General features: G+C 68.9%; 11 protein-coding genes. 7 read left to right on the forward strand and 4 right to left on the reverse strand.

The window, feature by feature from the left end; genetic code table 11:
* Positions 1 to 9 precede the first annotated feature (9 nt).
* The 7 genes from B3611_RS00135 (at position 10) to pyk (ending at position 6,299) form a co-directional block, all read left to right on the forward strand.
* Positions 10 to 798, forward strand: coding sequence for an inositol monophosphatase family protein (locus B3611_RS00135; RefSeq protein ID WP_291313057.1), 789 nt, complete (start codon positions 10 to 12; stop codon positions 796 to 798).
* A gap of 81 nt (positions 799 to 879) precedes the next feature.
* Positions 880 to 1,653 (forward strand): imidazole glycerol phosphate synthase subunit HisF, encoded by a 774-nt coding sequence (gene hisF, locus B3611_RS00140; protein WP_291313058.1) that lies wholly within the window; start codon positions 880 to 882, stop codon positions 1,651 to 1,653.
* The gene (gene hisI, locus B3611_RS00145; protein WP_291313059.1) at positions 1,650 to 2,021 is read left to right on the forward strand and encodes a phosphoribosyl-AMP cyclohydrolase; all 372 of its coding nucleotides are present in this window, start codon (positions 1,650 to 1,652) and stop codon (positions 2,019 to 2,021) included. The genes hisF and hisI overlap by 4 nt, the downstream gene beginning before the upstream one ends.
* Positions 2,014 to 2,751 carry a TIGR02234 family membrane protein gene (locus tag B3611_RS00150; protein WP_291313060.1) on the forward strand — a complete coding sequence of 246 codons (738 nt, stop codon included), beginning with the start codon at positions 2,014 to 2,016 and terminating at the stop codon, positions 2,749 to 2,751. The genes hisI and B3611_RS00150 overlap by 8 nt, the downstream gene beginning before the upstream one ends.
* 109 nt (positions 2,752 to 2,860) lie before the next feature.
* Positions 2,861 to 3,688: an indole-3-glycerol phosphate synthase TrpC gene (locus tag B3611_RS00155; protein WP_291313118.1), complete on the forward strand. Its 828-nt coding sequence runs from the start codon at positions 2,861 to 2,863 to the stop codon at positions 3,686 to 3,688.
* Positions 3,689 to 3,786: 98 nt separating this feature from the next.
* On the forward strand, positions 3,787 to 4,791 hold the full coding sequence (lgt, locus tag B3611_RS00160) for a prolipoprotein diacylglyceryl transferase (RefSeq protein ID WP_291313061.1): 1,005 nt from the start codon (positions 3,787 to 3,789) through the stop codon (positions 4,789 to 4,791).
* Positions 4,792 to 4,871: 80 nt separating this feature from the next.
* Entirely contained in the window at positions 4,872 to 6,299 is a 1,428-nt protein-coding gene (gene pyk / locus B3611_RS00165; RefSeq protein WP_291313062.1) for a pyruvate kinase, read from the forward strand.
* A 36-nt stretch (positions 6,300 to 6,335) separates the two neighbouring features.
* On the opposite strand, the gene B3611_RS00170 is transcribed toward pyk, so the two are convergent.
* From B3611_RS00170 to B3611_RS00185, 4 genes are all read right to left on the reverse strand, one after another.
* Complete coding sequence (locus B3611_RS00170; RefSeq protein WP_291313063.1) at positions 6,336 to 6,791, reverse strand: nucleoside deaminase; 456 nt, start codon at positions 6,789 to 6,791, stop codon at positions 6,336 to 6,338.
* Positions 6,791 to 9,193, reverse strand: coding sequence for a glycogen/starch/alpha-glucan phosphorylase (locus tag B3611_RS00175; protein ID WP_291313064.1), 2,403 nt, complete (start codon positions 9,191 to 9,193; stop codon positions 6,791 to 6,793). Before B3611_RS00175 ends, B3611_RS00170 begins: the two co-directional genes overlap by 1 nt.
* Before the next feature lie 109 nt (positions 9,194 to 9,302).
* Entirely contained in the window at positions 9,303 to 10,556 is a 1,254-nt protein-coding gene (locus tag B3611_RS00180) for an amidohydrolase (RefSeq protein WP_291313119.1), read from the reverse strand.
* 102 nt (positions 10,557 to 10,658) lie between these two features.
* A complete protein-coding gene (locus B3611_RS00185; protein ID WP_291313065.1) occupies positions 10,659 to 11,978 on the reverse strand; it encodes a DUF4921 family protein in 1,320 nt (439 codons plus the stop codon).
* Positions 11,979 to 11,989 lie beyond the last annotated feature (11 nt).

The raw sequence follows: 11,989 nt of genomic DNA on the forward strand, positions 1-11,989 counted from the left end.
GGTGTGCTTATGGATTCCACACGTCGCTTCCTCGAGATCGCCGAAGAGATCGTCGACGAGGCACGCGAAGTCTTCGTGTCGCACCTCGGATCCGCGCCGGCTCTGTTCAAGGGGGGCGGGGACTTCGCCACCGAGGCCGACGTGGCGATCGAGACGCTCCTGCGCGAGCGCCTGACCGCGGCTACCGGGATCCCCGTCTACGGCGAGGAGCAGGGCGGCGAGCTCAACGCAGACGCCTGCTGGGTTGTCGACCCCATCGACGGAACGTCGAACTACTCGTCCGGCAACCCGAACTGCTCGATCCTCGTCTCGCTGATCCAGCACGGCCAACCGGTGGTCGCGGTCACCGACATCCCGCTGATGAACATGCGCCTCTCCGGTGTCGAGGGCGGGCCCGTCCACCTCAACGGGCGTGCCCTGCCCCCGCTCGGGCAGGAGTGCCGCTCGGCCGCGCAGGTCGGAATCGGGTCTATGCGCTCACCGGATTCCCAGCGCTTCCCCGCGGCCGTGCGCCTGCAGATCATGTCCACCCTCTCGGACACCAACCTCCGCCCGCGCATCTCCGGGTCCGTCGGGGTGGACTTCGCCTTCGTCGCGCAGGGCATTTACCAGGCCGCGGTGAGTTTCTCGCCGCACCTGTGGGACAACAGCGCGGGAATCCTCCTCGCCCGCTGCGCCGGAGCCGTGGTGACCGGGCCGGACGGTGAGCCGTGGACCATGGATTCAATCGGCGCAATCGCCGGCACGGAAAGGGCCCACGCCATCGCGCTGAGTACGATGAAGTCCGTCGCCCCCTGAGCGGGGCAACGCCAGCGACCGCCCGGGCCAGACCGGTGAGGACGGGCCCGGCAACTTTTGTGGAAGGAATCGGTGACCGCCGTGGGAGTATCCGTACGTGTCATCCCGTGCCTCGACGTGGACAACGGGCGCGTGGTCAAGGGTGTCAATTTCGAGAACCTCCGCGACGCCGGCGACCCCGTCGAGCTGGCCCGCCGCTACGGGGAGATGGGCGCGGACGAGCTGACCTTCCTGGACGTGACGGCCTCCACGCAGGGCCGGGGGACCATGCTCGAGGTGGTCCGGCGCACCGCCGAGCAGGTCTTCATCCCCCTCACCGTCGGCGGCGGGGTGCGCACGCCGGACGATGTCAGGGAACTGCTGCGCGCCGGGGCCGACAAGGTCAGCGTCAACACCGCCGCGATCGCCGACCCGAAGCTGCTGCGCACCCTCTCCGAGGAGTTCGGGGCCCAGTGCATTGTTCTCTCCGTCGACGCGCGCCGCGTGCCGGAGGGCGGCCGGCCCCAGCCCTCGGGCTTCGAGGTGACCACCCACGGAGGCACGCGTTCGGCGGGTATCGACGCCGTCGAGTGGGCCCGCACCGGCCAGGACCTCGGCGTGGGTGAGATCCTTCTGAACTCCATGGACGGCGACGGCACCAAGACCGGTTTCGACCTCGAGCTCATCAGGGCGGTGCGCGCGGCGGTGAACATCCCCGTCATCGCCTCCGGCGGGGCCGGGGAGGCGGAGCATTTCCCGCCCGCCGTCGAGGCCGGCGCGGATGCCGTGCTCGCGGCCTCCATCTTCCACTTCGGTGAGGTGTCCATCGGCGACGTGAAGCGCGCGCTGAGCGAGGCAGGGGAGGTCGTGCGATGAGTGATCCCGCACGCTTCGAGCTCGATGCCGCCATCGCGGCCCGCCTGAAGCGTAACGACGCCGGCCTGATCCCGGCCATCGCGCAGGAGGAGGGCACCGGCGACGTGCTCATGATGGCGTGGATGGATGACCACGCCCTCGCCCACACCCTGGCCACCCGCCGGGCGACCTACTACTCGCGCTCCCGCGGGGAGTACTGGATCAAGGGCCTCACCAGCGGCCACACCCAGGAAGTGACCGCTGTGCGCCTGGACTGCGACGGCGACACCCTGCTGCTCACCGTCCGTCAGACGGGCGGGGCCTGCCACACCGGAAACCACACGTGCTTCGACGCCGACGAGCTGCTCACGGGGGAATCGGATGACTGACAAAGGCACGGCGGACAACACCGGAAGAAGCGCCGGGGACATGACCGGCAGGGGTGATCGGGCGGCCGCGCCCGCGAGCAAGCGCTTCTCCCGCCTCGGGGCGGCCCTCCTGGGCCTCGGGGGGCTCACGGTCGCCGGCTTCACCCGCCTGACGTGGATGACGGCCCAGTACTACGACGACCGCGCCGGTGGTGGGGTGGCCGACGTCAGCGGCTCCGACTGGTCCACCGAGGCTTCGGCCGTCTCCCTGCTGCTCATCGTCGCCGCCATCGCGGCGCTCGTGCTGCGCCGCCTGGGCCGGCGGGTTGTCGGCGGCGTCGCGGCGTTGGCCGCCCTCGCCGCCGCGTACACGCCCGTGAAGCTGCTCGTCTCCGGGCCTGACTACGGGCGCGTCCACACCCTGCTCACCGCCGGATACGAGGACATGCAGGCCCGTTCCGATGCAGTCGCCAGCTGGGCCCAGGTCACCGATGTGTCGGTGCACCAGCTCAACCCGGCACTTGCGGCGCTGGGTTGCGTCCTCGCGGCCGTCGGCGGTGTGCTCGTCGCCCTGCGCCCCGGCGAAGACACCGCAAAGCAGAACAAATACGAGACCGAGGCCGTGCGCCGGGAGAAGATCGAGGACGACCTCGCCACCAGCCCGGACTCGGGCCGCGTCATGTGGGATGCCCTCGACGCCGAGCTGGATCCGACGGACACCTCAGGCGGGGCGCCGGAGGGGCGTCGATAAGCGGGCCCTCGCCTTTTGTCTACCCCCGTTTGATTTCGCCGGTTCCTGGCCTGCGGATACGCTAAAGGCAAGGACGAATTCGTTGCCTCTGACGGGAGGGGTGGTGGAGATGCAGGCGGCAGAAGCGGTCGACAGTGTCGTCACCGGTGTGCTTCGCGATGTCGCGCGTCGCGAGGCTGAGCTCCCCTTCACCGAGATCAAGGCCCGCTCCCGCGACATGGGGCCCACGCGCGATGTGCGCGGTGCGCTGCTGCGCCCAGGGTGCGGCGTCATCGTCGAGATCAAGCGCACCTCCCCGGTCCACGGGCCGACCGCCCCCTTCTCCGCCTCCGGGTTGACCGTGGAGGACGTGGCCCGCGCCATTGAGGAGGGAGGGGCGCACCTCATCGCCTGCCAGACCGAAAGGCTGCGCTTCGACGGCTCGCTGGCGGACATGGCCGCGGCGCGTGCAGCCGTCGACCTGCCCATGGTCTGCCGCGACGTGATCGTCGACCCGTACCAGATCCACGAGGCCCGGTGTTTCGGCGCCGACATGATCCCCCTGCAGGTGGCCATACTCGGTCAGGCGCGCCTCGAGTCGCTGCTGGACCGGGCCGAGAGCCTGGGCATGGCCGTGATGGCGGAGGTTCGCACCGCCGGGGAGGCGGACAGGGCCCTGCGCGCCGGCGCGGGCATCGTGGCCGTGAACTCGTGGACCTTCAACACGAACGCGCTGAACCGCGACGCCTTCGCGGAAATCTCGCCCGGCCTGCCGACGGACGTGTTGAAGATCAGCCTGGGCGGGGTGCGCAGCGCGCGCGATCTCATCGATGCCGCGGCCTCCGGCGCCGACGCGGTGCTGGCGGCCGAGGCTGTGATGAGCCAGGACGACATCTACGCCGCCACGCGCCGGCTTGCCGCGGCGGGTCAGCACCCCGCTTGCCCCTCGCGCTCCTGATCCCCGGCTGCCGCGCGATGCCCCCGCGCTAAACCCGCCCGTGCCCGCCCTGCACCCGCCTCCCGCGCCGGCCCTGGCCGTGAGGCAGACTATGGGGCGTGGAAACAACGATCCTGGCCAACATTCCGTCCCCGCCGCGGGGCGTGTGGCACCTCGGTCCCGTGCCCATCCGCGCGTACGCGCTGTGCATCATCGTCGGCATCCTCGTCGCGCTGTGGATCACCTCCCGGCGCTACCGGGCGCGCGGGGGCAACACCGAGGTGGTGTGGGACGCGGCGATCGTCGCCATCCCGGCCGGCATCGTCGGCGGCCGGCTCTACCACGTGATCACGGACCACGAGAAGTACTTCGGGCCCGGGAGGAACCCCTGGTCCGCTCTCAACGTCAGCGCGGGAGGGCTGGGCATCTGGGGCGCGGTGGCCCTGGGAACCCTGGGAGTGTGGCTGCTGCTGCGCCGCAAGGGCATCGCCCTCGCGCCCTTCGCCGACGCGGCGGCCCCGGGCGTCGTGCTGGCACAGGGCATCGGGCGCCTGGGCAACTGGTTCAACCAGGAGCTCTACGGCCGGCCCACGGATGTTCCGTGGGCGCTGGACATCTACTACCGCGTTGACCCGGAGGGCCGCTTCGCGCCGGTGTCCGGGCACTCCACGGGCGAGGTGGTCGCCAGCGTGCACCCCACCTTCCTCTACGAGCTGATCTGGAACGTCCTGGTCTTCGCTCTGCTCATCTGGGCCGACCGCCGCTTCCGGCTGGGCCACGGGCGTGTCTTCGCGCTTTACGTCGCGGGTTACACCCTGGGCCGTTTCGGCGTGGAGCTCATGCGGGCCGACGAGGCCACGAGGATCCTCGGCCTCCGGGTGAACACGTGGGTCAGCGCGATCCTCTTCGTCGTGGCGCTGGTGTGCTTCCTCCGCCTGCGCCCGGGCCGCGAGACCCCCTACGAGGTGGACCCGGCGTTCAACCCGGACCCCACGAAGCACGGGGCCTTCACGGGCGTCGCGGCTCCGGGGCAGCGCACTGGTGAGACCGGCGGGCGGGCCACCGCCGGACCGGCCGCCACGGCGCAACACCGCGATGCCGGGTACCGTGGACGGCGGAAATAGACGGACGAACGCGTTCCCGGGACGTCCCCGAAAACGTTCCCGAAACGCCACAGAACACAAGCTAGTTGAGTTGGAGCATCGTGGATAGAAGAACCAAGATCGTTTGTACCCTCGGGCCCGCGGTGGGCAACGCGGAGGCCATCCTCGGCCTCGTACGCGACGGCATGGATGTCGCCCGCCTGAACTTCTCGCACGGCGACCACGCGGACCACGAGCAGAACTACCGGTGGGTGCGCGAAGCGACCGACAAGACCGGCCACGCGGTCGGCATCCTCGCCGACCTGCAGGGCCCTAAGATCCGCCTCGGCCGCTTCGACGAAGGTTCGACCTTCTGGGAGACCGGGGAGCAGGTCCGCATCACGGTGGACGATGTCCCCGGCACGCATGACCGCGTCTCCACCACCTACAAGAACCTCGCCAAGGACGCGAAGCCGGGCGACCGCCTCCTCGTCGACGACGGAAAGGTGGCACTGGTGGTCACCGAGGTCGACGGCAACGATGTCGTGGCCAAGGTCACCGAGGGCGGGCCCGTGTCGAACAACAAGGGTGTCTCCCTGCCCGGCATGGACATCTCGGTGCCGGCGCTGTCCGAGAAGGACAAGGACGACCTGCGCTTCGCCCTTCAGCTCGGGGTCGACCTGGTGGCCCTGTCCTTCGTGCGCTCGCCCTCCGACGTGGACCTGGTCCACGAGATCATGGACGAGGTCGGCCGCCGTGTGCCGGTCATCGCCAAGCTGGAGAAGCCCGAGGCCGTCGAGGCGCTCGAGTCGATCATCCTCGCGTTCGACGCCGTGATGGTCGCCCGCGGCGACCTCGGTGTGGAGATCCCGCTCGAGCAGGTACCGCTGGTGCAGAAGCGCGTGATCCAGATCGCCCGCGAGAACGCCAAGCCGGTCATCGTGGCCACCCAGATGCTCGACTCGATGATCGACAACTCCCGCCCGACCCGAGCGGAGGCATCGGACGTGGCCAACGCGGTGCTCGATGGCGCGGACGCCGTCATGCTCTCCGGTGAGACCTCCGTCGGCGTGGACCCGCACAACGTGGTGCGCACCATGGGCCGCATCGTCCGGGTTGCGGAGTCGATGGGCTTCGTGCCCCCGCTGAACCACATCCCGCGCACCAAGCGGGGCGTCATCTCCTATTCGGCCAACGACATCGCCTCGCGCCTCAACGCCCGTGCCATCGTCACCTTCACCACCTCGGGCGACACCGCCCGTCGCGTGGCGCGCCTTCACCCGGAGCTTCCGCTGCTCGTGTTCACCCCGGTTCAACAGGTGCGCTCGCAGCTGGCACTGACGTGGGGCGCGGAGACCTTCCTCTGCCCGTCCGTGGGCAGCACGGACGAGATGATCAAGGTCGTCGACGAGTGCCTGCTCTCCATGGACAACTACCACGAGGGCGACACGATGGTGGTCGTCGCCGGCACCCCGCCCGGGGTCGCGGGCACGACGAACACGATCCACGTGCACCAGCTCGGGGACAACACGGCGAACCCGAGGTTCTAAGCCGCTTTACGACGCCCCCTTCGACGCCCCGGGGAGCTAGTACTCGACCCTGTCGGGGTTGTGCTCCCAGGCCTCGAAGGGGGCGTTGTCGTTTCCGCGCGGGTCGTGCACGAAGGGGATGGTGTCCTCGGCGCGCCCCGCTGCGATGTCGGCGATGGCGGAGTCGTCGAAGCCGGCGGCCGCCGCCTGCCCCGCCGCGGCCGCGTACACCACCCCGGAGACGTTGGCCCAGTGCAGGGCCGCGAAACACATGGGGCACGGCTGCGCCGAGGCGTAAACGGTCGCTCCGGCGAGGTCGGGGGACCCTGCCGCCGCGCACGCCGCGCGCAGTGCCTGGATCTCGGCGTGGGCGGTGGGGTCGCTCGCCGGGACAACCTCGTTGCGCCCCTCGAACACGTCACCGTCCGCGGTGACCACCACGCAGCCGAAGGGGCCGCCCCCGGAACGCGCGGACCTCTCGGCGATCTCGATCGCCCGGGTGAGGTAGTCCATCAGCGCGCCGGCTCCCCGAGCGGGGTCGGCTCGATCTTCCACACCTCGGTGGCGTAGTCGCGGATGGTGCGGTCGGAGGAGAAGCGGCCCGACTCGCAGATGTTGATCCAGCACATCCGCGCCCACTGCAGGGGGTCGTCGAAGTAGTCCCGCGCCATGCGGTCGCGGGTGGCGCGGTAGTCGGCGAAGTCGCCGAGCACGTAGTAGACGTCCGGGGTCTCCCAGCCGTGGCCGTCGAGGAGCGAGCCCCGGATGTCGTGGAAGGCGCCGGTGCCGGCGTCGTCAAGCGTGCCGTCGACGAGCGCGTCGAGGGCCCTCTTCAGGCCCGGGACCTGCTCGTACGTCGCCTGGGGGTTGTAGCCGCTGCGGAGGGTGTCGAGCTCCTCCTCGCGGGCGCCGAAGATGTAGGCGTTGTCCTCGCCGACGGCCTCGACAATCTCGACGTTCGCGCCGTCCATGGTGCCGAGGGTGAGGGCGCCGTTCATCATGAACTTCATGTTGGAGGTGCCGGAGGCCTCCTTGCCGGCGGTGGAGATCTGCTCGGAGACGTCGGTGGCGGGGATGATCTCCTCGGCGGGGGAGACGTTGTAGTTCTCCACGAAGACCACGCGGATGATCGGGGAGACCTCGGGGTCGTTGTTGACCAGCTCGCCGATGGCGTTGATGAGCTTGATGATGCCCTTCGCGCGCGTGTAACCGGGTGCCGCTTTCGCACCGAAGATGAAGGTGCGTTTGGGCACGTCGCGCTCCCCGTCCTCCTTGATGCGGAAGTACAGGTCAAGGATGTAGAGCGCGTTCATGAGCTGGCGCTTGTACTCGTGGAGGCGCTTGATCTGGGTGTCGAAGATGGAGCCGGTGTCCACCACGTCGCCCTGGTGGCCAGCAAGCCAGGTGGCGAAGTCGGCCTTGTTGGCCGCCTTGATGTCGCGCAGTTCGCGCATCACCTCGTCGTCGTCGGCGTAACCGCGCAGCTCGGCGAGCTTGTCCAGGTCGGTTACCCACTCGTCGGAGCCGGAGAGGCGGTCCAGCAGCGCGGACAGGCGGGGGTTGCACATGCGCAGCCACCGTCGCGGAGTCACCCCGTTGGTCTTGTTGTTGAACTTCTCCGGGTACAGGCCGTACCAGAAGCCGAGGGTGTCGCGCTTGATGATCTCCGTGTGCAGAGCCGCCACGCCGTTGACGGAGTAGGAACCGTAGGCCGCGATCCACGCCATGTGGACCTTGCCGTCGTGGACGGGGGAGTAGTGGTCGGCGGTTTCGGGGTCCACGCCGCGGGACTCCATGTCGATGCGGTAGCGGCGGTCGATCTCTGCCACGATCTCCCAGATGCGCCAGAACAGCTGCTTGAAGATGGCCACGTCCCACGTCTCCAGCGCCTCCTGGAGCACCGTGTGGTTGGTGTAGGCGAAGGTCCGCGTGGTCACCTCCCAGGCTTCCTCCCAGCCCAGGCCGTGCTCGTCCATGAGCAGGCGCATGAGCTCCGGGATGCCCAGCACCGGGTGGGTGTCGTTGAGCTGGACCGAGTTGTAGGTGTGGAACCCGCGCAGGTCGTCGCCGTGGTGCTCGATGTAGTTGTCCACCATCTCCTGCAGGGAGGCGGAGACGAAGAAGTACTGCTGCCGCACCCGCAGGACCTTGCCCGCGTAGGAGGAGTCGTTCGGGTAGAGCACGCGGGTCAGGTCGTGCACCGCCTCGCGCTCGAGGATGGCATCGGTGAAGCGCTGGTGGTTGAACGCGTCGTAGTCGAACTCGTGCATCGGCTTGGCGTCCCACAGGCGCAGGGTGCCGACGTTGCGGGTGCCGTAGCCGGTGATCGGCATGTCGTAGGGCACGGCGCGCACGCTCATGTCCTCGAACGTGACGATCCGCTGCTGCGAGCCACGGCGAACGATGAAGGGGTAGAAGGACTCCTTCCACTCGTCGGGGTGCTCCGTCTGGAAACCGTCGACGAGCTCCTGGCGGAACAGGCCGTAGCGGTAGAGCAGTCCGTAGCCGGTGACGGGGTAATCCTGGGTCACGGCGGAGTCGAGGAAGCAGGCGGCGAGGCGCCCGAGGCCGCCGTTGCCGAGGGCGGCGTCGTGCTCGGCGTCGAGGACGTCGGAAAGCGAGAAGCCGTTCTCCGCGGCCGCCCGGCGCGCGTCCTCGACGAGGCCGAGGTTGGTGAGGTTGTTCAGCAGGGCGCGGCCCTCGAGGAACTCCGCGGAGAAGTACGCCTGCTGGCGGGTCGCGGCGTAGGCCCGGCGGGTGGCGTCCCAGTCGTCGGCGATACGCTCCATGACGGCGGCGGACATGCCGGTCCAGAACTTCTTCACCGTTGAATTGCGCGGGGTGGCGCCAGAGAAGCTGCGGACGTGCCCCGCAACGGTCGTGTCGAACGCGGACGGGCGTGCTGGATTACTCATTCATCTACCTCGTGGGTCGCCTCGGGGACGGTTGTTACGGTTGTTGGGGCCGGAAACGCTAACCGAGCCTACAGGGCGCACCGGCGGAAGCCGACGCGCCGGGTCCGCGTCACCTGGCCAGGTACGTGTACACCGCGGCGACGGCCGCGCGGTTGGCGGCATCGATGGTGGGCTCGTACTCCGGCAGGAAGGTGGACATGTGGTTGACGGGGATGTCCTCGTTGATCCGGTCGGAGCGCACCGCCGCGTCCCACTGCCCGCGGGGGGTGCAGCCGACGAGCCAGAAGAAGTAGGGCACCCCGAAGGCCAGCGGAATGTTGGGGAAGTCCTCGGAGACGGTCTTGCGCGGCGCCTTCACCGAGTCTTTGCCGAAGACGGCGTCGAAGTTCGGGCGGACCCTGTTGTACACCACGGCGTCGTTGCTGAGCAGCTCCCCGTGCGCGAAGTACTCGATTGCCGGTGCGTCGGTGACGCCGGAGGCGAGCACCTCCGCGTGCACCACCCGCTCGATGGAGGCGTACACCCGGGCCTTGGTCTTGTCGCTGTAGAAACGGCAGTTCAGCGTCAGCTCCGCTTCGCCGGGGATGATGTTGTTGGTCGACCCCGCGCGCATGCGGGCCACGGTGACCACGGCGAAGTCGTTCGGGTCCACCTCGCGCCCGACGATCCCCTGCAGCCGGGCGATGATCATCGCGGCGGTGAAGGTCGGGTCGATGGCGGCGTGCGGCATGGATCCGTGGGCGCTGCGGCCGGGTATGGTCACGCGGATCGAGTCGCACGCCGCGAACTGGGGGCCGGCCTTGCTCATCACCTGCCCGGCGCGCCCCGGCATGACATGCATGCCGAAGCACACGTCGGGGCGGGGGATGCGGGAGACCAGGCCGTCATCGATCATGGCGTCGGCCCCGGCGCCGATCTCCTCGCCGGGCTGGAAGAGGGCGATGAAGGTGCCGGACCACAGGTCCCGGGTGTGATCCATGAAGTCGCACAGGCCCAGCAGGGCTGTGGTGTGGATGTCGTGGCCGCAGGCGTGCATGGTGCCCACCTGCTTGCCGTCGCTTCCCTCCACCACCTTGTGGGAGGCGTAGGAGACCCCCGTTTCCTCGGTGACGGGAAGGCCGTCGAAGTCCGCCCGGTAGAGCACCGAGGGTCCCTCGCCGTTGCGGAACACGGCCACGATCCCGAACCCGCCGACGGGTGCGATGATCTCGCAGTCGAAGCGCTTCAGCTCCGCGAGGATGCGGCGGTGCGTCTCCTTCTCCTGGAGGGAGAGCTCGGGGTGCGAATGGAGGATTTCGTAGAGGCGGCGCTGCCACACGGGGTCGATCTCGTGCGCCGCGAAAATGTCCGCGAACGGGGGCATCTCCGTGGTCTCGGGGGTCTCGCTCATCGTGGGCTCCTTCGCTGCTTCTCGACGTCCATTCATCCGCACCCCGGGCCGGCGGGCCCGGGGCATGCGCGCCCCCTAACCTAGCGCCGGGTTGTAGCGCAGGCAGTTGCGCACGGGGTTGCACTCGGTGGCGATGCGGATGTTCTCGGAGATGCGCCCGGCCTCGCGCAGCTCGTAGAGGCTGGTGACCATGCGGTCGCGGATGTCGAGCGGGGAGAGCGTGTTGACGTAGATCTTCGTGCCGCCCTCGAAACCGGCGAGGGTGGACACCCGCCACTTCAGGTTCACGCGCAGAGGCATGGAGATGTCGAGGTCAATTGGTTTGTAGTGCCACTCCTCGTTGCAGGCCACCCGCGGGCCGGTGGCGGCGTGCGCGGCGTGGAGGAGGTCGGAGAACCCGCGGATCTCCTCGGGGCTCTGCTCCCACGGTTCGGCCGCCGGGGACTTGGAATAGACCACCATCGTCGGGTAGCGGTGGCCCACCCCGGCGATCAGGATGGCGTGGTCCGTCTCGGCGATGACGAGGTTGTTGTAGAAGGCGTGGTTGACCCCGTACTCGTTGTACATGTTGTGGTTCTGGCGCAGCTTCTCGATCTCCCGGTCGTTCTGCGCCCCCCGCTCGTCGATGGCCACGAGCTGCTTGTGCAGGTGGTCGAAGGAGGCGCCGGCGGGGGCGAGCCAGTTCTGGAACACGGCCACGTAGGGCGCGTAACGGTTCTGGTCGTAGAGGTCGCGTATCGCGTCGATGGTGAGCAGGATGAAGCCGTGGTGCTCGTCCGGGGTGAGGGTGCCCGAGGAGGCGAGCTGGGAGTCGTCGGTTGCTCCGTCGACGAAGTGGCGCCGCCCGATGATCACGTCGTGGCCGCCGCCGAAGAAGGAGGGGGCGAGACCGAGCAGCTCATCCTCGCTCGCTCCCTCGGCCTTCGCGCCCCGGCGCATGCGGGCGATCTTGAGCAGGTGCTCCCGGCCCTCCGGATCGGCGAGGTAGGAGTCCATCCACCAGCGCTGCTCGTCGGATAGCTCGTAACCGTAATTCTTGTTCCAGTAGGTGTAGGAGACGATCTCGAAGAGGTTCGGGATGCGCCGGAATTCCGCCGGCTCCGCCGCGACCTGGCTGGGCAGGAGGTGGCGGAGGATCTTCCAGTCCTCCCCGATGCGCACGATGCGCGCCTTCTCGGGCGGGGTCGAGAGCATGTTGCCGGAGCAGAATGCGCAGGTGTCGGTGAAGTCCTCCCCGCTGAGCGGGCGCGCGTCCGTCACGGGTTTGCTCAGCGGGCGGTCCCCCCGCCCGGGGACGGTCCACACCTCCGTGCCCGAGAACGGGTTGATCTGCTTGATGGTCCCGTCCGCCATCGTCAGCAGCGGCTCGGTGTGTCCGTGGATGAAGGAAGTCATGACACTCAAGG

This window comes from Corynebacterium sp. UBA2622 (genome assembly GCF_002339505.1).
Lineage (GTDB): Bacteria > Actinomycetota > Actinomycetes > Mycobacteriales > Mycobacteriaceae > Corynebacterium.